The sequence below is a fragment of the Klebsiella sp. KP20-425-1 genome, from assembly GCF_025813515.1.
GTDB lineage: Bacteria > Pseudomonadota > Gammaproteobacteria > Enterobacterales > Enterobacteriaceae > Klebsiella > Klebsiella pneumoniae.
This window is the reverse complement of the sequence record NZ_CP109614.1, coordinates 881,900-901,485: the sequence shown is the minus strand read 5'-3', so window position 1 is coordinate 901,485 and position 19,586 is coordinate 881,900. Positions and strand designations below refer to the sequence as shown.

19 protein-coding genes are annotated in these 19,586 nt (G+C 56.2%); 10 read left to right on the top strand and 9 right to left on the bottom strand.

What is annotated here, in order from left to right:
* The first annotated feature begins 3 nt into the window (after positions 1 to 3).
* Positions 4 to 1,290: an ABC transporter substrate-binding protein gene (locus tag OHJ17_RS04520; RefSeq protein ID WP_002915998.1), complete on the top strand. Its 1,287-nt coding sequence runs from the start codon at positions 4 to 6 to the stop codon at positions 1,288 to 1,290.
* Positions 1,291 to 1,349: 59 nt separating this feature from the next.
* On the opposite strand, the gene OHJ17_RS04515 is transcribed toward OHJ17_RS04520, so the two are convergent.
* The 4 genes from OHJ17_RS04515 to OHJ17_RS04500 all read right to left on the bottom strand — a co-directional run bounded on the left by OHJ17_RS04515 (position 1,350) and on the right by OHJ17_RS04500 (position 5,656).
* A complete protein-coding gene (locus tag OHJ17_RS04515) occupies positions 1,350 to 2,693 on the bottom strand; it encodes a carbohydrate porin (RefSeq protein ID WP_032433506.1) in 1,344 nt (447 codons plus the stop codon).
* 121 nt (positions 2,694 to 2,814) lie between these two features.
* Positions 2,815 to 4,248: a glycoside hydrolase family 32 protein gene (locus OHJ17_RS04510; protein WP_032433889.1), complete on the bottom strand. Its 1,434-nt coding sequence runs from the start codon at positions 4,246 to 4,248 to the stop codon at positions 2,815 to 2,817.
* 19 nt (positions 4,249 to 4,267) lie between these two features.
* The gene (locus OHJ17_RS04505) at positions 4,268 to 5,509 is read right to left on the bottom strand and encodes an MFS transporter (RefSeq protein ID WP_032433508.1); all 1,242 of its coding nucleotides are present in this window, start codon (positions 5,507 to 5,509) and stop codon (positions 4,268 to 4,270) included.
* A 12-nt stretch (positions 5,510 to 5,521) separates the two neighbouring features.
* The gene (locus tag OHJ17_RS04500) at positions 5,522 to 5,656 is read right to left on the bottom strand and encodes a hypothetical protein (protein WP_004143987.1); all 135 of its coding nucleotides are present in this window, start codon (positions 5,654 to 5,656) and stop codon (positions 5,522 to 5,524) included.
* 94 nt (positions 5,657 to 5,750) lie between these two features.
* Here OHJ17_RS04500 and OHJ17_RS04495 point away from each other — a divergent pair, with 94 nt between their 5' ends.
* Positions 5,751 to 6,746 (top strand): LacI family DNA-binding transcriptional regulator, encoded by a 996-nt coding sequence (locus OHJ17_RS04495; protein WP_004149647.1) that lies wholly within the window; start codon positions 5,751 to 5,753, stop codon positions 6,744 to 6,746.
* On the opposite strand, the gene OHJ17_RS04490 is transcribed toward OHJ17_RS04495, so the two are convergent.
* Both OHJ17_RS04490 and kduD read right to left on the bottom strand, forming a co-directional pair.
* A complete protein-coding gene (locus tag OHJ17_RS04490) occupies positions 6,743 to 8,164 on the bottom strand; it encodes an arabinose-proton symporter AraE (RefSeq protein ID WP_002916001.1) in 1,422 nt (473 codons plus the stop codon). The two genes, OHJ17_RS04495 and OHJ17_RS04490, sit on opposite strands and share 4 nt — an antisense overlap.
* A 295-nt stretch (positions 8,165 to 8,459) precedes the next feature.
* On the bottom strand, positions 8,460 to 9,221 hold the full coding sequence (kduD, locus tag OHJ17_RS04485) for a 2-dehydro-3-deoxy-D-gluconate 5-dehydrogenase KduD (protein ID WP_002916003.1): 762 nt from the start codon (positions 9,219 to 9,221) through the stop codon (positions 8,460 to 8,462).
* Between the two features lie 210 nt (positions 9,222 to 9,431).
* Here kduD and OHJ17_RS04480 point away from each other — a divergent pair, with 210 nt between their 5' ends.
* Positions 9,432 to 9,563 carry a hypothetical protein gene (locus OHJ17_RS04480; RefSeq protein WP_004154563.1) on the top strand — a complete coding sequence of 44 codons (132 nt, stop codon included), beginning with the start codon at positions 9,432 to 9,434 and terminating at the stop codon, positions 9,561 to 9,563.
* 143 nt (positions 9,564 to 9,706) lie between these two features.
* The gene (locus OHJ17_RS04475) at positions 9,707 to 10,882 is read left to right on the top strand and encodes an oligogalacturonate lyase family protein (RefSeq protein ID WP_002916048.1); all 1,176 of its coding nucleotides are present in this window, start codon (positions 9,707 to 9,709) and stop codon (positions 10,880 to 10,882) included.
* A 135-nt stretch (positions 10,883 to 11,017) separates the two neighbouring features.
* Here OHJ17_RS04475 and ompK26 read toward each other — a convergent pair whose 3' ends face one another.
* The 3 genes from ompK26 to OHJ17_RS04460 form a co-directional block, all read right to left on the bottom strand.
* Complete coding sequence (gene ompK26, locus OHJ17_RS04470; protein ID WP_032433510.1) at positions 11,018 to 11,713, bottom strand: KdgM family porin OmpK26; 696 nt, start codon at positions 11,711 to 11,713, stop codon at positions 11,018 to 11,020.
* Positions 11,714 to 11,961: 248 nt separating this feature from the next.
* On the bottom strand, positions 11,962 to 13,140 hold the full coding sequence (locus OHJ17_RS04465; RefSeq protein WP_002916052.1) for an acetyl-CoA C-acetyltransferase: 1,179 nt from the start codon (positions 13,138 to 13,140) through the stop codon (positions 11,962 to 11,964).
* 118 nt (positions 13,141 to 13,258) lie between these two features.
* Positions 13,259 to 14,128: a LysR family transcriptional regulator gene (locus OHJ17_RS04460; protein WP_002916055.1), complete on the bottom strand. Its 870-nt coding sequence runs from the start codon at positions 14,126 to 14,128 to the stop codon at positions 13,259 to 13,261.
* Between the two features lie 102 nt (positions 14,129 to 14,230).
* Here OHJ17_RS04460 and OHJ17_RS04455 point away from each other — a divergent pair, with 102 nt between their 5' ends.
* From OHJ17_RS04455 to mkrJ, 6 genes are all read left to right on the top strand, one after another.
* On the top strand, positions 14,231 to 14,692 hold the full coding sequence (locus OHJ17_RS04455; RefSeq protein ID WP_002916056.1) for a multidrug/biocide efflux PACE transporter: 462 nt from the start codon (positions 14,231 to 14,233) through the stop codon (positions 14,690 to 14,692).
* A gap of 123 nt (positions 14,693 to 14,815) precedes the next feature.
* Positions 14,816 to 16,045 carry an amino acid permease gene (locus OHJ17_RS04450; protein ID WP_002916058.1) on the top strand — a complete coding sequence of 410 codons (1,230 nt, stop codon included), beginning with the start codon at positions 14,816 to 14,818 and terminating at the stop codon, positions 16,043 to 16,045.
* Positions 16,046 to 16,163: 118 nt separating this feature from the next.
* On the top strand, positions 16,164 to 17,042 hold the full coding sequence (locus tag OHJ17_RS04445; RefSeq protein WP_002916061.1) for an aldo/keto reductase family oxidoreductase: 879 nt from the start codon (positions 16,164 to 16,166) through the stop codon (positions 17,040 to 17,042).
* 382 nt (positions 17,043 to 17,424) lie between these two features.
* A complete protein-coding gene (mrkH, locus tag OHJ17_RS04440; protein WP_004152886.1) occupies positions 17,425 to 18,129 on the top strand; it encodes a transcriptional activator MrkH in 705 nt (234 codons plus the stop codon).
* Between the two features lie 17 nt (positions 18,130 to 18,146).
* On the top strand, positions 18,147 to 18,719 hold the full coding sequence (gene mrkI, locus OHJ17_RS04435; protein WP_002916079.1) for a transcriptional regulator MrkI: 573 nt from the start codon (positions 18,147 to 18,149) through the stop codon (positions 18,717 to 18,719).
* Between the two features lie 143 nt (positions 18,720 to 18,862).
* The gene (mkrJ, locus tag OHJ17_RS04430; RefSeq protein WP_004144002.1) at positions 18,863 to 19,579 is read left to right on the top strand and encodes a cyclic-di-GMP phosphodiesterase MrkJ; all 717 of its coding nucleotides are present in this window, start codon (positions 18,863 to 18,865) and stop codon (positions 19,577 to 19,579) included.
* Positions 19,580 to 19,586: the final 7 nt, after the last annotated feature.

Sequence of the window (19,586 nt, the reverse complement as noted above, 5' to 3'; positions counted from 1 at the left end):
ACAATGAAAAACGTGCTGATAAGCGCCACCCTCTCCGCCACCCTGGGCCTTAGCGCCTTCTCTTCGCTAGCGCAGGATGTCGACCTGCGTATGTCCTGGTGGGGGGGCAACGGCCGCCATCAGGTCACCCTCAAGGCGCTGGAGGAATTCCACAAACAAAACCCAGACATCAACGTCAAAGCAGAATACACCGGCTGGGACGGCCATCTTTCACGCCTGACCACCCAGATTGCCGGCGGTACCGAGCCTGACGTGATGCAGACCAACTGGAACTGGCTGCCGATCTTTTCGAAAAATGGCGATGGTTTTTACGATCTGAATACCCTGAAAGACGAGATCGACCTCAGCCAGTTCGACGCCAAAGAACTGCAGTCCACCACGGTCAACGGCAAGCTTAACGGTATTCCAATTTCCGTCACCGCCCGCGTCTTCTACTTTAACGACGAAGCATGGAAAAAGGCGGGCATCCCCTTCCCGAAAACCTGGGATGAACTCATGGCGGCGGGAAAAACTTTCGAAAGCAAGCTCGGGAAACAGTACTACCCGGTGGTGCTCGAACACCAGGACGTGCTGGCCCTGCTCAACTCTTATATGGTGCAAAAATACAATCAGCCGGCCATCGATGAGAAAGGGCGAAAATTCTCCTACAGCAAAGCGCAGTGGGCGGATTTCTTCGGTATGTATAAGAAGCTTATCGACAGCCATGTGATGCCGGACACCCGCTACTATGCCTCCTTCGGCAAGAGCAACATGTACGAAATGAAGCCGTGGATCCAGGGCGAATGGGGCGGGACCTACATGTGGAACTCCACCATCAACAAATATTCCGATAACCTGAAGCCGCCGGCGAAGCTGGTGCTGGGGGAATACCCGATGCTGCCGGGCGCCACCGATGCCGGACTGTTCTTCAAGCCCGCGCAAATGTTATCGATTGGCAAATCGACGAAAAACCCGCAGGCGGCGGCGAAAGTGATTAACTTCCTGCTGAACAGCAAAGAAGGGGTGGATATTCTTGGACTGGAGCGCGGCGTGCCGCTGAGTAAAGCGGCGGTCACCTACCTGACCGAGGATGGGGTAATCAAAGCCGACGATCCGGCGGTGTCCGGCCTGAAGCTGGCGCAATCCCTGCCCACCGCTCTGCCGGTCTCCCCGTACTTCGACGATCCGCAGATCGTCGCCCAGTTCGGCACCACCCTGCAGTACATCGACTACGGTAAAAAGTCGGTGGAAGAAGCGGCCGAGGACTTCCAGCGCCAGACCGACCGCATTCTGCGCCGCGCGATGCGCTAACCTGCCCGCCTGAACTCTCCCGTGGCGCACGCCGCGGGAGGGTCTGCCAGACGGCCCTGTCAGAAGAAATATTTGAAGCGCACCCGGGCGCCGTAGCGTTCATCGGGATTCCCGCTCTTCGCTGCCGTGGAATCGAGCCACGAGGCATAGGCGCCAAGGTAAATATTGAAGTTCGGCATCGCCATGATATTCGGCAACTGCCAGGAGGTGTGCAGGGTATGGATGTCATAGCGCCCCGGCGCCAGGATAGCGCAATCGCCATCGCATTCGCTGGTCACCCCGGCCATATTGAACTGGTCGATTTTATTGTGCGCATAGATATAGCCCAGCTCCACGCGATGCCAAAGGGCGTTGATCCCGGCGCTGAAGTCGGTTTCGTCCGCCGCGTCCAGCAGGGCGGTACTCAGATTAACCACCGCCCCATCCTGCGGATCGCGTTTCAGGGTGTTCCAGCTCATGGTCAGCCCGTAGCCGGTGCGGTTTGACTGGTCGACCCAGCGTCCGCTCTGGCTCTGATAGCCGTAAGCATTGTTGACGAGATTGCTCTCTATCGCCGCGGCCGCCGACCAGGCGCCGGACTGCCACGCCGCCACCGGCCGCACGTACACCACATTTTTGCGGTTTTCCAGCGCGTTACCATGATAGTTCTGATCGACAAACAGCGAACTGCCGTCCTCCACCAGGGTGTTAACTTCGAAATACCAGTTATCCACCGTTTTGCTAAACAGAAGGTTACCGCCGCTGCTGCTGCGCCCGCGCCCCTCTTTCATCATGTAAATATAGCCATAGCCATCGGAATAGAGATCGTTGGCGGTATTACCTGAATATTCAATAAAGGTATCCTGATTCAGCGGGAACATATCCCAGGCTTCAAAGCGGCCTATTTTTATTTTCCAGTCATCCTGCTGGCCGAAGAAAAATACCGCATCATCAAGATTCATTTTGCCATCCATATCCGCCAGAGGCTGCACGCTGAATCCGGCGTATTGCCCGTCGGCGCCATTCCGTCTGCCATCGAAACCCAGCAGAATACGACCGTTAATATCCCAGCGCTCTTTATCGCCGGGCGCCCAGCTTTTATTCGCGCTGGTTTTGACCGACGTCAGACTGCCGGTGCGACTGGCGCCATCGAGGTTAAATTCGACGTCGCCATAAAATTTTAATTCGCCATTGTCATTTAGCTGCAAACGCGGCGAAGCAGGCGCCGCGCGGGCGACCGTCGCGGCCTGCTGCTGGCCTTTCAGCGTCTTAATTTCCGCCTCTGCGCTGGCGGCGCGCGCCTCCGTCGCCTTTAGCCGCTGCTCCATTTGCGCCAGTCGCTCCTCCAGCGATAACGGCGCCTGCGCCATAACGGATGGCAGATACAGAGACGTCAGAAAACACCCGACCCAGATTTTATTCATCGGTAAACCCTTTTATTATGGAATGAACTGAATTTTTTATTAATGGGTAACGCACGACGATGCAGGCAATAATAACCCGCCCATCGTCAAAGACGGGTTATTAACGACAACAGCCTTATTATTATTCGAGCTGCCAGGCGCCGGCTTCGGTTAATGCCGCCGAGCCGCTCCAGGCAAATAACGCTAATTCACGGCGGGGAGCCTGCGGATAGATACGGCTGCTCAGGCAGGCTTCGCCGTCATTGACAAAAACCTCCACCGAAGAGCTATCGAAAAATATTCGCAGGTTGAGATCCGCCCCGGCGGTCAACGGCACGCTGCGCGTCCCGCACAGGCCATACTGCGGATAATGCCGCTCCAGCACCAGACGCTGCTGTTGGGCATCCACGTAGATGCGCAGGCCATCGCCAAAGCGCAGACCATACTGCTCGGCGCTGCTGCGGGCGCAGTCCCAGCGCAGATTCACCTCCATCGCCTCGCAGTTGTCGACCATCGTCGTCTGCTGGTTGTTCAGGGTGCTGACCGGCCACGGGAACCAGGCGCCGCGCAGGCTCTCCACTTCTTTCGCCGGGCGCATCTGCAGGCGGTCATCCGCGCTCAGGCTCAGCTCGCGCGGCAGGGAGAGCATGCCCGCCCAGCCGTCCTGCTGCTCCGGCAGCGGCGATTCCCACATATCCAGCCAGCCAATTACGATCCGCCGGCCATCGGGGGTGGAGAAGCTTTGCGGGGCATAGAAATCGTGGCCGTTATCCATCTCCCGGAATTCGCCATGGCGAATAAAACGCTGGCCTGGCTGCCACTCGCCGATCAGATAGCCGCTCTGGAACAGATTGCGGTTGCTGAACCCCGCGGCCTGCATCCCCTGTGGGGAAAACATCAGAACGCGTTTGCCGTTGAGGGTGAAGAAGTCCGGGCACTCCCACATATAGCCCATGGTGCTTTCCGCTTCATCCAGCACCCCCGCGTCCTGCCACTGGCGCAGATCGGCTGAACGGTACAGCCGCACCTGGCCGGTATCGCCTTCGCGCGCGCCGACGATCATGTACCAGCTGTCTCCTTCACGCCAGACCTTCGGGTCACGGAAGTGGTGCATACCCGGCGGGGTGTCGACCACCATCCCCTGGCGCTCAAAGTGGATCCCGTCGCGGCTGGTGGCCAGACACTGCACCTGATACAGATTGGCTTCGTCGCCAGGATCGCCGTGGAACTTATGCCCGGTGTAAATCAGCGCCAGGGTATCGCCATCGACCACCGCCGAGCCGGAAAAGCAGCCGTCTTTATCCTCCGGGCCCTCCGGCGCCAAGGCTACCGGCAAATGCTCCCAGTGCGCCAGATCCTTACTGCGCGCGTGCCCCCAGTGCATCGGCCCCCACTGGGTGGAGTACGGGTGATGTTGATAAAAGGCATGGTACCAGCCGTCGAACCACACCAGACCGTTTGGGTCGTTGATCCACCCGGCGCGGGCCGCCAGGTGATAGTGCGGATACCAGCGCAGATTCAGCGCCTGGCGTTGTGTCTGGAGTACCTGTTCAGCCCGGGAGATTGTGTAAGTCATCATTTTCACTCTTTTTGATTCAGATAGCGGTAGGTTGCGACACCAGCGGATCGGCGGAGGATTTGCCGGAGCGCAACAAGAAGATGGAAATAAAGGTGGTGCAGAACACCAGCAGGCCCATGATCAGGTAGGACTGGGCGAAGCCATATTTTTCATAGCTGTAGCCCGCCAGCGGCGACAATACGCTGGCGATAATCGAGCTGGTGCAGGCGAAGCCCACCAGATAGAGGGTGGAGGAGAGACGTTTATCGAAGTTGAGGCTGTTGTACTTAAAGATAGCCACCAGCAGTATCGGCAACTCCACCGCGTGCAGCAGTTTGGTGATGGAGATCAGCAGCGGCCCCTCCACCAGACCGGAGGCCACCATGCGCATCGCCATCACCATGCCGGCGAAAATCAGACCGTTTTTGGCGCCGATGCGGTTCACCAGCCACGGCGCGCAGAACATGCCGGCCGCCTCGAGGAACACCTGGAAGGAGTTGAGGTAGCCATACATCTCATTGCCTTCCTGCAGGGTCGCGAACTGCGATGAGAAATAGACCGGGAACTGCTGGTCATAGACGCCGTAGATGCAGGTGCCGATGACGAAGAAGACCAGCGCCCAAAAGCGCGGCAGCGTCAGCAGGCGCAGCGCATCTTCGAGGGTCACCTTACCGCCCGATACCGCCTCCTGCATCGCATGCGGCGCCGAGGAGACCCGCAGCCGCGCCAACAGGATAAAGAACACCAGCCCGGAACAGCTGGCGACGAGGAAGTTTAGCTGCGGATTGATGTTAAACAGCAGGCCGGCGAAGAAGGTGGCCACCGCCCAGCCCAGCGAGCCCCACATCCGCGCCCTGCCGAATTCAAACTGGCTCTGACGCGCCACCCTCTCGGTGTAAGATTCCAGCACGCCGATGCCGCCGTTAAAGGTCAAACCGATATAGATCCCGCCAAATATGCTGCCCAACAGGACGTTGATTTTCAGCAGGTGGCCGAACAGCAGATACGCCGGACCAGAGAGGATCAGCAGCGCGGTGATATACCAGAGCAGATGTTTGCGCAGCCCCAGCTTGTCCTGGATAAATCCATAGCAAACTTGCGCAAACAGCGCGGAAACCGACAGTACGGCATAGATAATACCGGTATCGCCTGCCTTCAGCCTAACCTCCTGGTGAAGCCAGATAGAGAGCAAGGAGCCGGATGACGACCAGGTCACGAAAAAGAAAAACAGTAAGGCACTGAGCAACGGGTAGCTGTGTGAGTGAGGCGCTTTCATCATGACATTCTCGTGTTAGAGGAATGCAATTATGGTAACGTTAACAAAAAACAAAACGCAGGTGGATTCGCTGCGATATATGATGTTAATCACAAAAGTTAACGTTAACATAATGAAGATGCGATCGCGATCAAAAATCAACCGCAACATAGCTCACGACGGCGATAGCAGAAAATCGTTTCACTCTTTTACATCAGCGACTTAGTTGTATAGCCTGTACTCTGCGGCAACGGCGGAGGAAAAAATGGCGTCCCTGAAAGATGTAGCAAAACTGGCGAATGTATCTCTGATGACCGTCTCACGGGCGCTGAACACCCCGGAGCGGCTGAAGCCCGAGACACTGGCCCGCGTGCAGGCCGCCATCGCCGAGACCAACTACGTCCCCGACCTGTCGGCGAAGAAGATCCGCGGGGCGCGCGCCACCCCCAGCACCATCGGCGTGCTGGCGCTGGATACCGTGACCACACCGTTTTCGGTGGAAATCACCTTATCGATCGAAGAGACGGCCCGCGCCCACGGCTGGAACAGCTTTGTGGTCAATATGTTTTCTGACGATCGTCCGGAAGCGGTGGTCGACCTGCTCCTCTCCCACCGTCCGGACGGCATTATCTTTACCACCATGGGCCTGCGCCAGGTACCGCTGCCGGAAAAACTGCTGACTCTGCCCTGCGTGCTGGCCAACTGCGAAAGCCTCAGCCAGCCGGTGGCCAGCTATATCCCGGACGATGAACAGGGGCAGTACGACGCGGTGAAAGCCCTGCTTGCCGCTGGCTATCGTCGTCCGCTGTGCCTGCACTTACCCGCCAGCCAGCCGGCGACGATCCGCCGCCGCCGGGGGCTGGAGCGCGCCTGCCGGGAGGCCGGTATCGAACCGGACCATCTGAGCCATTCGTATATGGGCCAGGGCGATGAGCATTACCACGATATCCCGGCGGTGGTGCTGGCGCATATCCGCGAGGGTAAACCTGGCTTTGACTCAGTGATCTGCGGCAACGATCGCATCGCGTTTATGGTCTATCAGACGCTGCTGGGCCAGGGGTTACGCATTCCACAGGACGTGGCGGTAGTGGGATACGACAACATGGTGGGCATTGGCGATCTGTTTCTACCGCCGCTCTCCACAGTGCAACTGCCGCATTATGACATCGGGCGCCTGAGCGCCCTGCATATCATTCACGGCGACAACCATCGGGAGACGCGCAAAGTCGCCAGCCCGTGGTTGCCGCGCGCCTCACATTAACGATTACCGATGTTGCGCAGCTTCTCGCCCGCCATCAGGTTGCGCTCAATGTGCTCGAGGGTGACATTCTTGGTTTCCGGGATCAGCCAGAAGGTGATGCCGATAAAGGCCACGTTGAGCGCCGTGTAGAGCCAGAAGGTGCCGGCGGCGCCAATTGCGTCAAGCAGCGTCAGGAAAGTGGCGCCGATGATCATGTTCGACACCCAGTTGGTGGTGGTCGAGCAGGTGATGCCGAAGTCGCGGCATTTTAGCGGCTGGATCTCGGAGCAGAGGATCCACACCACCGGCGCCGCGCTCATCGCATACCCGGCAATACACATCATGGTCATGCCGACGGAGAGCCAGGAGAGGCCGCTGGATGCGGTGCCATTGTCGAACTGCATCAGGCAGTAGCCCAGCACCAGAGTGCCCAGCGCCATCACGCTAAAGCCGATTTTCAGCGCTGGCTTGCGGCCCGCTTTATCCACTGTGAACACCGCAATAAAGGTGGCAAACATAAAGGTCAGGCCCACCACCAGGGTGGCGATCATCTGCTGTTCAGTAGTGGTAAAGCCCGCCATTTTAAAGATACGCGGCGCATAGTACATGATGATGTTCATGCCGGTGAACTGCTGCATCGCCTGCAGCAGCATGCCCAGGAACACCGCCCGGCGCACGTTACGATTGACCTTAAACAACGCCCAACCGCCCTGCTTCAGCTTGAGGCTCTCACGGATCTCGTTAAGCTCGTCGCGCGCCTTTTCCGAGGTATCGCGCAGCATCCGCAGCACTTCTTCCGCTTCGATATGGCGTCCCTTCTCCGCCAGCCAGCGCGGGCTGTTCGGCAAAAAGACGACCAGAATGATCAGGATCACCGCCGGCAGCGCCAGCACGCCCAGCATGGCGCGCCAGTTACCGCTGTAGCTAAAGGCGGTATCGGAAAGAAACGCCAGCACAATGCCAAGGGTGACCATCAGCTGATACATACTGATCATTTTCCCGCGCACGTTCTCGCTGGCCATCTCGGAGAGGTACAGCGGCGCGGTATAAGAGGCAATCCCGACTGCCACGCCCAGCACCACGCGGGCCACCAGCAGCACCTCCACGCTGGCGGCAAAAGCGGATCCGATAGAGCCGGCCACAAAGAGTACGGCCCCCGCCATCAGGCTGTATTTACGGCCAAGGCGGAACGACAGCCAGCCGTTAAACAGCGCGCCTATCGCCGCCCCCAACATCATGCTGCTAACCACCCACTCCTGAAGCTGGCTGGATAAGGTGAAATGGTCGGTTATAAAGGGCAACGCTCCGGATATCACGCCGATATCCAGGCCAAAAAGCAAGCCAGCCACCGCCGCGGCGATGGAAACAAACCAGTTCATCCGCCGGGTATCACGTTGCGTCCGCGGCGATAATGTAGAGTCGTTACTGATTGAAGTCATTTTTTTCCTGCCACACAGAGTAAGACATAAGACGAAAGTACGTGACTGGTGGATGAATGGGTCAGGCAGGATAAGCCAAAGATATGGACTATATTGCTGGCAGGATGGGTTTTGTGATGGACATTAAACTTTCAAAGTAACAAAAAATGCGTTTCCAATAGTTAATAACCCTGTTTATACAGAGCGGTAACATTATACCTGTGTTCCGGAGTATGGACGATCCGCACTTTTGCGTATGGACAATAATTGCTCAGATGGCCGGAGCGATACCACAGACTCCGGCCATCGCGGACGGTTAGCGCGCCAGCCAGCCGCCGTCCACCGCCACCGTGTAGCCATTGATGTAATCGGAGGCTGAGGAGGCAAGGAACACGACTGGCCCCATCAGATCGGCCGGTAGCCCCCAGCGCCCGGCGGGAATGCGATCGAGGATTTCGCTGCTACGCTGCTCGTCGGCGCGCAGCTGCTGGGTGTTGTTGGTCGCCATATACCCCGGGGCGATGGCGTTGACGTTGATGTTGTGTTTGGCCCACTCGTTGGCCAGCAGGCGGGTGACGCCCATCACCGCGCTTTTGGATGCGGTATACGACGGCACGCGGATCCCCCCCTGGAACGACAGCATGGAGGCGATGTTAATGATCTTCCCGCCGCTGCCCTGGGCGATAAAGTGTTTCGCCGCCGCCTGGGACATAAAAAATACGCTCTTGATGTTGAGGTTCATCACGTCGTCCCAGTCTTTTTCGCTGAACGCCAGCGCGTCCTCGCGGCGAATCAGGCCGGCATTGTTGACCAGAATATCAATATGGCCGAACTCCGCCACCGCCCGCTCCAGAAGCTGAGGAATACCGTCGATCTGGCGCAGGTCGGCGGTCAGGCTAAGAAAACGGCGTCCCAGCGCGGTTACTCGCTCGATAGTCTCCACCGGTTCGACGATATTGATACCGACAATATCGCAGCCCGCTTCCGCCAGCCCGAGGGCCATCCCCTGACCTAAACCGGTATCGCATCCGCTCACGACGGCCACTTTTCCCTGCAGGGAGAATGCATCAAGAATCATATTATGTTCCTTAGTCGTTCAGAGCCTGCTGTTTGCAGGCAAGGTTCTCTCGGCCCGGTCCGCGCCGGCGGCGCGACTGAGCGTGGGGCGAACTCTCGGGCATAGCCCACCATAATGAAAATAAAACAGAGTTCCGTTTTGCTGATGGGTGCCATCTTAGCCCCGCCCCCAGCCATTTTCAATATTATTTAAAACGATGTTTCATTTTTTATGATGATGATTACAAAAAAAGAAAAAGCAAAGGAGCCTCCCGGCACGCGCCAGGCCGGAAAAGGTTTTGAAAAGATGAAGATTCAACCGATTGTCTGCAGAGGTGCCGAAGCGAAGCCAGCAGCCCGCTGAAAACGCGGGAATTACGCTGAACTGCGTGAGCCATCACAAATAATGAAACAATGTTTTGATAAATTAATACCCATCTTTTAAAACATATCACTCAGCGACACGCCTCTGGTCCAGCGGCATCGCAGGAAAGAAAGGAGCACTACATGGCTAAAGGCATGCGGGTCAAACTGAATTATCACGTCAGCCACGATCCGGATACCGGGGCGGAAGTCACCCGCTTAACCCCCCCGGAGGTCACCTGTCATCGCAACTACTTCTATCAGAAGTGCTTTTTTAACGATGGCAGCCATTTACTGTTCGCCGGCGAGTTTGACGGCCACTGGAACTACTATCTGCTGAATATCGCCAGCGCCGAGGCCGTCCAGCTAACCGAAGGCGCCGGGGATAACACCTTCGGCGGCTTCCTCTCCCCGGACGATAAGTCGCTTTATTACGTGAAAAATGACCGTATCCTGCTGGAAGTCAACCTGACCACCCTCGCCGAGCGCGAAGTTTATCGCGTTAGCGATGACTGGGTAGGGTATGGCACCTGGGTGGCAAACAGCGATTGCAGCAAACTGGTGGGCATTGAGATTGCCAAAAGCGACTGGACGCCACTCAACGACTGGCAGATTTTCCATGATTTCTTCCATAAAGGACCGCACTGCCGCCTGCTGCGCGTCGACCTGCGCAGCGGTGAGAGCCAGGTGATCCATGAGGAAAAAATCTGGCTGGGACACCCGATCTATCGTCCCTTCGACGACCATACCGTCGCCTTCTGCCATGAAGGGCCGCACGATCTGGTGGACGCCCGCATGTGGCTGGTCAACGAGGATGGCAGCCATGTTCGCAAAGTCAAAGCGCATGCTCCAGGCGAAAGCTGTACTCATGAATTTTGGGTGCCGGACGGTTCGGCGCTGATCTACGTCTCCTATCTGAAAGGCCAGCAGGGGCGGACGATCTATCGCTTTGATCCCGAAAGCGGCGTCAACGAGGCCCTGATGACGATGCCGGCCTGCTCGCATCTGATGAGCAATTTCGATGGCACGCTGCTGGTAGGCGATGGCTCAGGTACACCGGTGGATGTCAAGGATACCGGCGGCTACTCCATTGATAACGATCCCTGGCTGTATGTCTTTAACGTGGCGGAAAAGCGCTACTTCCGCGTCGCGCGCCATGATACCTCGTGGGCGACGGTGGCCAACAGCCGCCAGGTAACGCACCCGCACCCCTCATTTACCCCGGACGATAGCGCCATTCTGTTCAGCTCCGATAAAGACGGTAAACCGGCCATCTATATCGCGAAATTACCCGCGCACCCGTCAATGCTGAGCGCCTGATCCACGCCACACTTCTTTCTGTAACTGGCCTTGCCCTCCTTCATGGAGGGCTTTTTTTGTCCCTTCTCTTTCCCCCATAAAAAAACCCCGGCTGACGGCGCCGGGGAAAACAAACGATGAGGGATGAATGGTCGGTCAGAACGAGTAGGCCACCCCAACGCGGAAGCGGGTCTGACGATCGCTGCGGTCGTTCACCCCGACGTTGCCAATTTCACCATACGGCGACCAGTTATTATCCAGCTTATAGGCCACCTTCACGTTATATTCCTGCGAGTAGGGTTTATTGTCGTTGCGGCTGACCCCTTCCGAGCTGCGGGCATAGACATAGTTCAGCTCTGTACGCCAGTCGCCGAGGACAAATCCGGCCCACGCGTCGCCGCGGTTAACTTTGTCATCATCTTTGCCGGCGTTGTTCGGATAGCGGGTGTATTCATAGCGATAGCGAGCGGCGACATAGAAGCCGTTGTCGAAGCTGTACTGCACGTGCAGGTGCGGCTTGTAGATGGAGCGGCTGTCGTTGCTCTCAATGGTAAACCCGGGGGTGAGGAAAAAGTTCGACGTTGCTTTCCAGCGCCAGCTGATGGTGTCTTCATGACCATTGCCCACCACGTCCGAATAGGGTTGCGAACCGTTGTCGCCACCCGAACGCCATTTGGCCTCGACGGTAAAGCCTAAGCCGTTGGCAAAGCGGTGAGAAACGGAGACGCGGTCAGCATTACTTTTATCACTCTTTCCGCCATCAATAAATTCATGACGTAAATCTATCGTTACCGCGGTTGCCGCAAAAGACATACCGCAGAGGGCGGCGAGAACCAGAGATCGTTTTAACATAGGGTACCCTTACAATAAATAAAATGACATTTCGTTTTTATGAAACATCATTTTATTTTTTAGACACCATGGTTTTAGTGACCAGGATCGTAGTTATTTGTTTCAAAAAAGGTGGCACAACAAGACGTGACGAAGCTCAATAATTTCGCCGGGGAGAGTGAAAGAGGGAGGGGAAAAATAAGGGTTCGGCAAAGCACGGCGCATAAAAAAGGCCTCCCGCAGGAGGCCATGGAAATCGAGGTATAGCGCTATGCGCGTTCTACCGCCAGCGCCACGCCCTGACCGCCGCCAATGCACAGCGTCGCCAGACCTTTGCGGGCATCGCGCTTGATCATTTCATGCACCAGCGACACCAGAATCCGGCAGCCGGAGGCGCCGATGGGGTGGCCGAGGGCGATCGCGCCGCCGTTGACGTTGACCCGGCGCTCATCCCACTCCAGTACCCGGCCAACCGAGATCGCCTGAGCGGCAAAGGCCTCATTGGCTTCGATCAGATCGACGTCGTCCAGCCGCCAGCCGGCCCGCTCCAGACAGCGACGGGTGGCATGCACCGGGGCAATGCCCATCAGCGCCGGATCGACGCCGACGCTGGCGAAGGCGCGGATCCGCGCAAGGATCGGCAGCCCCAGCTCCAGCGCTTTAGCCTCGCTCATCATCATTACCGCCGCCGCGCCGTCATTGATGCTTGAGGCGTTGCCGGCGGTTACCGATCCAAGGCGATCGAAGGTGGGCTGCAGGCTGGCCAGCCCTTCCGCGCTGGCATCCACCCGCGGTTGTTCATCGGTATCCACGGTGCGCGCCGCGCCGTTATGCTCGGTGACAACCGGGACGATCTCATCGCGAAAGCGACCGGAATCAATCGCCTTGCGCGCCTTATGCTGTGAGCTGAGCGCCCAGGCGTCCTGCAGCTCGCGACTGATGCCAAATTCCCGGGCCAGGTTTTCCGCCGTGACGCCCATATGATAATCGTTGAAAGCATCCCACAGCCCATCATGCACCAGACTGTCAATCAGCTGGCTGTTGCCCAGCTGGGCGCCGGTGCGGCTGTCGGTAAGCACATGCGGAGCGCGGCTCATATTCTCCTGGCCGCCAGCGATCACCACGTCCGCTTCCCCGCACTGGATCGCCTGGGTAGCGAGGTGCAGAGCCTTCAGGCCGGAACCGCAGACATCGTTAATGGTGATAGCCGATACGGTGTTAGGCAGCCCACCGCGAATAGCGGACTGACGCGCCGGATTTTGTCCGGTCCCCGCGGTCAGTACCTGGCCGAGGATCACCTCATCCACGCTGTGCGGATCGATTCCCGTCTTCTCCACCAGCGCCTTCACCACCACGCTCCCCAGCTCGACGGCTGAATGGCGCGATAATGCGCCCTGAAAGCAGCCAATCGGCGTTCGCAGCGCGCCGACGATCACGACATCCTTCATCCTCTACCCCTGCCCATGCATTTGCGCAAAGAAACAGCGATATACTAGATAATTGTTATCAAAAAACTTTGTAATTGTTTAAAAAAAGTGAAGCCAATCACAAAGAAATAGCTATTCGTTAACGTTCACGCCGCTGCAGATGCTGACGCAGCCAGCTGCCGGCCGCTCCCGGCGGCGCTTTCTTATTCCACAGCAGATCGACTGAAATCGCCCGCGGCCAGCCGGGGATATCGAGCGCCACCAGCCCGCCCTGCGGCGCAAACTCCGCCACCAGCGCGCTGGGCAGAATGCACCAGCCGAACCCCTGCGCCGCCATGCTGAGCAGCAGCAAGTAGTTTGGCGCCGACCAGACCTGGCCTGCGGCAGGTTCGGTGGCGCTGGCCAGAAAGGTGCTCAAACGCAGCTCGCGCCAGCTGCGCAGCTCATCCCAGGCGACCTTACCCTGCGCCGCCAGCGGATGGCCAGGGGCTACATAAATGCCCATCGCCGTCTGCAGCGGCAGGCGGGTGCTGCCGATATCGGTGGGGTAGCGCTCCCTCGCCTCAATCAGCCCCACCTGGGCGCGGGATTTTTGCAGGAGATCGATCACATCCTCGTCTTCGCCAATCAAACACTCAAACTCGGTATGAGGAAAGCGGCGGTCAAACTGCACCAGCAGATCTTCCAGCACGTCCGGGTGCAGAGTATCGGAGAGCACGAAGGTCAGCCGCGGCTCCGTCTCGCCGGACAGCGACACAGCCAGTTCGTCCAGCCGCTCGCTGGCGGCAAGAATCGCTTTGACATAGCTCAGCACCTGCTCCCCCTGCGGGGTCAGCGTCGGTTGCCGCGTTGCCCTGTCAAAGAGGATTACACCGAGATCGGCCTCCAGATTGGCGATGGCGGTACTGATCGTCGACTGACTTTTACGCAGGCGGCGGGCGGCGGCGGAGAACGATCCGCTGTCGACCGCCTCGACAAAGGCGGTTAAGGCTTCCGGTGAATAACGCATGATGTATCTACAATATCGATGGGTCCTATCTTTTGTTTATCATATTTTTCCATAAACTGCCGGGTAATTTCCTGTTCAGGCTAAAACTGGAGGTAGCTCGCCATGCAACAGACCCCACATCAGCGCAAGACGCTCACCGAACGCGTTATCCACGCCATCACCTTCGAAGGACTGGCGACGCTGATCCTCGCCCCTACCGCCGCCTGGCTGATGCAGCGCTCGGTAGTGGAGATGGGCGGACTGAGCATTCTGCTCGCCACCCTGGCGATGGTATGGAACATTATCTATAACGCGGCGTTCGATCGCCTGTGGCCGGTCTCCCGCTTCCCCCGCCAGCTGAAAGTACGCGCCCTGCACGCGCTCGGTTTCGAAACCGGATTCGTCATCATTGGCGTCACCATGGTGGCGATCGTGCTGGGCGTCTCGCTGCTGCAGGCGTTTATGCTGGAGATCGGTTTTATGCTTTTCTTCCTGCCCTACACCATGGCCTTTAACTGGGTATGGGACACCCTGCGCGAGCGCGTTATTCGTCACCGCCGCCCGCGCCAGACGGCGCGCGGTTAATCCCGGCGCGGATCTTCGACGATCCGCCGCGACTTTATCACCAAAAACTATCGCAACAGACGAACCATAAATATGGTAAATTGCACTCCTTTTTTTTGGTTTGACGGTTGATAAAGTCGCATAATGTCTAAAATTTGGTCTAAAGAAGAAACTCTATGGAGTTTTGCCTTATATGGCACTGCAGTAGGCGCTGGGACGCTATTTCTACCGATCCAGCTGGGTTCGGCTGGCGCCATTGTGCTGTTCATCACCGCGCTGGTCGCCTGGCCGCTCACTTACTGGCCCCACAAAGCGCTGAGCCAGTTTATTCTCTCGGCCAATATCGCGCCGGGAACCGGGATCACCGGCGCAGTTAATCACTACTATGGTAAGAAAATTGGCAACCTGATCACCGGCCTCTATTTCCTTGCCTTCTTTGTGGTGGTGCTCATCTACGCCGTGGCCATCACCAACTCGCTGGCCGAACAGGTGGCGCATCGCACGCCGATGACCCCAGGGCTGCGTGCGCTGCTGAGTCTGGGGGTCGTGCTGGTCCTCAACCTGATCTTTCTCATGGGACGGCAGGTCACCATCAAGGTGATGGGCTTTCTGGTCTTCCCGCTTATCGCCTGTTTCCTGTTTCTCTCCCTCTATTTAATCCGCGACTGGCATCCGGAGCATCTCACCAGCCAGATGCAGTTCAGCCCGCAGACGCTCCACCAGGTCTGGATCTCTATTCCCGTGATGGTTTTCGCTTTTAGCCATACGCCGATCATCTCGACTTTTGCTATCGATCAGCAGGAGAAACACGGCGACCTGGCCATGGGTAAATGCAAAAAAATCATGAAGGTGGCCTACACCATCATCTGCGCCAGCGTGCTGTTTTTTGTCTTCAGTTGTCTGCTGGCGATCCCGGCAACCTATATAGAGACCGCCCGCGATCAGGGGGTGACTATCCTCTCCGCCCTGTCGATGGTGCCAGGCGCGCCGGGATGGCTGGCGGTGACCGGCATCATCGTCGCCGTCGTCGCTATGTCGAAGTCGTTTCTCGGAACCTACTTCGGAGTGATTGAGGGCGCCAGCGAAATCGTCAAAAGCTCGCTGGGCCTGCTGGGCGTGCGTAAGAGCCGCGCTTTCAACCGCGCGATGTCGATCCTGCTGGTCTCCGCCTTCACTTTTGCGGTGTGCTTTATCAACCCGAATGCGATCTCAATGATCTACGCTATCAGCGGACCGCTTATCGCCATGATCCTGTTTATTATGCCCACGCTGTCGACATGGCTCATTCCGGCGCTGAAGCCGTACCGCTCGGTGGGTAACGCCATTACGCTGGTGGTTGGCCTGCTCTGCGTGTCGGTGATGTTCTTCGGCTAATCCCCTCTGGCGACAGCGGCTGCCTGAGCTGCTGTCGCACATTCTGACAATATTCTCCCCCTTGCCTTCCTTGTGAGCGGATTACACTTACGGCTTAGCCACCGTGAGGAGAGTTCTTATGTCCAGTGTCACCTTATCCGGTCGCGGCACGCTCGGCGATCGCCAGGTCTATCGCTTAGGTTACGGCGCGATGCAGCTGGCCGGCCCCGGTGTCTTCGGCCCGCCCAAAGATCCTGAAGAAGCGGTGCGCGTACTACAGGCCGCCGTCGAGGCCGGGATAAACCATATCGATACCTCTGATTTCTACGGTCCACATGTCACCAATCAGTTGATCCGCAAAGCGCTCCACCCCTACCCTGACGATCTGTGCATTGTCACCAAGGTCAGCGCCCGCCGTGACGAGAAAGGCAACTGGCTACCGGCCATGTCGCCCGCCGAACTGACCCAGGCCGTTGAAGACAATTTGCGTCACCTGGGGCTTGAGGTACTGGAAGTGGTTAATCTGCGCAGTATGCTGAGCCCGCACGGCCCGGTGGAGGGTTCGCTGGAGGCGCCACTCGCCACCCTGCTGGAACTGAAAGAGCGAGGATTAATCCGCCATATCGGCCTCAGCAACGTGACGGCAAAGCAGGTCGCGGATGCGCAGAAAATGACGCCCATCGTCTGCGTGCAAAATCTTTATAACGTTGCCCATCGCGCCGACGACGCGCTGGTGGATGCGCTGGCCGCCCAGCACATCGCCTGGGTGCCCTTTTTCCCGCTGGGCGGTTTTACGCCGTTGCAGGCGCAGGAGTTGAACGAGGTCGCGGCTTCGCTTGAGGCGACGCCGATGCAGGTCGCCCTCGCCTGGCTGCTCCAGCGAGCGCCAAATATTCTGCTGATCCCCGGCACCTCCTCCCGCACGCACCTCGCGGAAAATATTGCCGCTGCCGAGCTGGTCCTGCCCGCGGAAGCGCTGCGCACCCTCGATAATATCGCCACCGCCGCGCGCCGCTGACCTGCCAGACAAAATGGAGGGAACCCTATCCCTCCTCAATATTTGCCTGGAAAAACCTCACCGCTACTGGCACTATAGATCCTACAAATGGGGCGTGATCGACGATCGTTCTCTCATTATCCCCGTTAATTAAACTTAAGTTTTTATCCTTCGACCGGTCTCCAGCTTGGAGGCCGTTGTCGTTTTTGTCATGACCAAAATTCGAAACTCTTGATTACAGGAAATACAATATCAAATTCCAAGTTTATACATATCAATCTGGCTGCAAAGATAGTCAATAACATCAAACGCTCATAAAAACATCTGATTAACCCAATCAGAATGTTGCTATTGCTATAAGAAAAATCAAACGCCTCACGACAACTATTTACAAGGGATGCATATGACAGAGGGAACGATAAAGACCAGTAAGTATGAAATTATTGCTATTTTCAGAGAGGAGTTGCGCAAACGTACTGAAATTGAAATATTTTTTAACAACACCAGTATCATAACCCAACTGACGCGCGTGGACTTTGCCGAGTTTCATATTCAGACCCATCGCAAAATCCCGTCCGGGCATAAAATTCGCTTTCTCCTGCATAGCGATTCAGGGAAAATAGAGTTTAATGCGGCCCTGACAAAACATGACAATAGCGGTGTCGATAAAGGTATCCGCTACGCTTTTTCATTGCCTGAATGCCTGCAGGTAGTGCAGCGTCGCCGCGATCCCCGCTTTCGTTTACGCCATGAGCATGACTTTTATTGCCGCGGCCGCCATAAAAACGGCGAAAACTATCTTTTCGATATCAAAGACATTTCAGATGGCGGTTGCGCATTGATGACCAAAACGCCGAATCTTAAATTCCTCAGCCACAACGCCTTACTGAAAAACGCCGTACTGATGCTTGCAGAATATGGCGAGATCACCATCGACCTGGTGGTCAAAAATGTCATTGTTATCACCCTGGATAACGCTAATGAAGAGAGTGAGAGCTACTATCAGATATCCTGCCAGTTTAAGTTCCGCCATCTCGATGACCAGCGCAGAATAGAGAAGATACTGCTGGACCTGATCTTAGAAGCCAAGCGCAAAAAGAGAATCTGACAACCTTGGACAGTATATTGCTGTACACCAATGACAATCTCATTGGTCACTCAATCTATCACTACCTTATTGATAGCCATGAAAATGCCACCCGACTGAGTTATGCCGATGTCATCCATGAGAAACATCTGCCACTGGCCCAGACGATTATTTTCAATTTAATTAATAAGGATATTTCTGCCATCAGAATCGTCGATCTGCTGAATGCGCTCCGCCTTTCCCTGCTGCGCTGCCAGCAGCCGGTGCTAATGGTGAAAAGCGACATTGTCGGGCTGTGCAGAGAGTTGATAAACTTTGACAACGCTATGATTATTAGTGAGAAATCTCCGCTAACTCTTTTTTCATCTATCGTCCAGCGCGCCAAAGGCGTCAGCGAACTGCCGCCGCGAGGATTGCGCAAACAGCTTTCACCACGGGAGTGTCAGATCCTCGAACTGCTCATTGCCAACAATAATAATAAGCGTATTGCCGCCCTGCTCGGCATTGCTCATAAAACGGTTCATAGCCACCGCATCCATATCATGCAAAAACTGGGTATTGATAACTCCCGCACTATGAATCAGCGTATTGCCGCTCTCCATCAATGCTAAATGTTCTCCCGGTAAATCAGTAGCGGATAAAGCGTACTTATTCGCTGTTGATTTACATTTCCCGCCATTCCCATTAATCATCAGGTAGCCTATAATTAATGTATCCTCTGCCTATTGTCTGACTAACCTCGTGAAGAGGGATAATGAACACTAAAATATTCGAAGACAACATTTTATCTCGTAATGATATCGCTGTACGCTACGTCTTTCAGAAAATGTTTTCCCCACAAGGTACTCTGGTCGCGGTGGAATGCTTAAGCCGCTTTGATAATCTTTCTATTTCCCCCGAAGATTTTTTCCGCCATGCTACCGCCGCCGTTCGTGAACGTATTTTCCTCGAACAACTGGCACTGATTGAAAAGCATAAAGCCTGGTTTTTACGTAACCATATTTCCGCAACAATTAACGTTGATGACCATATCCTGAACCTGTTGCGCCAGAAGGATATAAAAGCCAAAGTCGCCGCCCTGACCTGCGTCCATTTCGAGGTAACCGAAAACGCCGAGAATCTGCTGCATAATTCTCTTGCCGCCTGGCAGAGCCCACAGGATACCTCACTGTGGCTCGACGACTTCGGCTCCGGCTACGCGGGAATTAACGCTATTCGCGGTTATCACTTTGACTATGTGAAAATTGATAAGGATTTTTTCTGGCACCTGATGCGCAAAGAGTCCGGCCGCCAGCTGATGGATGCGCTGGTGACCTTTTTATCGCGCAACCATCATAATGTGATTATTGAAGGTGTCGAAAGCGAAGCCCATAAAGAATGGCTGCAGGGAATGGAGTGGTTTGCTATCCAGGGACATTACTGGCGGGAAGTCAGTATTGAACAACTGGTCGCCGATGATATTGCCATGTAAAAAAAGC

Bases quoted from the DNA above. Each gene is read 5' to 3' on its own strand.
- OHJ17_RS04520 (WP_002915998.1), top strand. From the start codon at position 4: ATGAAAAACGTGCTGATAAGCGCCACCCTCTCCGCCACCCTGGGCCTT.
- OHJ17_RS04515 (WP_032433506.1), bottom strand. From the start codon at position 2,693: ATGAATAAAATCTGGGTCGGGTGTTTTCTGACGTCTCTGTATCTGCCA.
- OHJ17_RS04510 (WP_032433889.1), bottom strand. From the start codon at position 4,248: ATGACTTACACAATCTCCCGGGCTGAACAGGTACTCCAGACACAACGC.
- OHJ17_RS04505 (WP_032433508.1), bottom strand. From the start codon at position 5,509: ATGATGAAAGCGCCTCACTCACACAGCTACCCGTTGCTCAGTGCCTTA.
- OHJ17_RS04500 (WP_004143987.1), bottom strand. From the start codon at position 5,656: ATGTTGCGGTTGATTTTTGATCGCGATCGCATCTTCATTATGTTAACG.
- OHJ17_RS04495 (WP_004149647.1), top strand. From the start codon at position 5,751: ATGGCGTCCCTGAAAGATGTAGCAAAACTGGCGAATGTATCTCTGATG.
- OHJ17_RS04490 (WP_002916001.1), bottom strand. From the start codon at position 8,164: ATGACTTCAATCAGTAACGACTCTACATTATCGCCGCGGACGCAACGT.
- kduD (WP_002916003.1), bottom strand. From the start codon at position 9,221: ATGATTCTTGATGCATTCTCCCTGCAGGGAAAAGTGGCCGTCGTGAGC.
- OHJ17_RS04480 (WP_004154563.1), top strand. From the start codon at position 9,432: ATGATGATGATTACAAAAAAAGAAAAAGCAAAGGAGCCTCCCGGCACG.
- OHJ17_RS04475 (WP_002916048.1), top strand. From the start codon at position 9,707: ATGGCTAAAGGCATGCGGGTCAAACTGAATTATCACGTCAGCCACGAT.
- ompK26 (WP_032433510.1), bottom strand. From the start codon at position 11,713: ATGTTAAAACGATCTCTGGTTCTCGCCGCCCTCTGCGGTATGTCTTTT.
- OHJ17_RS04465 (WP_002916052.1), bottom strand. From the start codon at position 13,140: ATGAAGGATGTCGTGATCGTCGGCGCGCTGCGAACGCCGATTGGCTGC.
- OHJ17_RS04460 (WP_002916055.1), bottom strand. From the start codon at position 14,128: ATGCGTTATTCACCGGAAGCCTTAACCGCCTTTGTCGAGGCGGTCGAC.
- OHJ17_RS04455 (WP_002916056.1), top strand. From the start codon at position 14,231: ATGCAACAGACCCCACATCAGCGCAAGACGCTCACCGAACGCGTTATC.
- OHJ17_RS04450 (WP_002916058.1), top strand. From the start codon at position 14,816: ATGTCTAAAATTTGGTCTAAAGAAGAAACTCTATGGAGTTTTGCCTTA.
- OHJ17_RS04445 (WP_002916061.1), top strand. From the start codon at position 16,164: ATGTCCAGTGTCACCTTATCCGGTCGCGGCACGCTCGGCGATCGCCAG.
- mrkH (WP_004152886.1), top strand. From the start codon at position 17,425: ATGACAGAGGGAACGATAAAGACCAGTAAGTATGAAATTATTGCTATT.
- mkrJ (WP_004144002.1), top strand. From the start codon at position 18,863: ATGAACACTAAAATATTCGAAGACAACATTTTATCTCGTAATGATATC.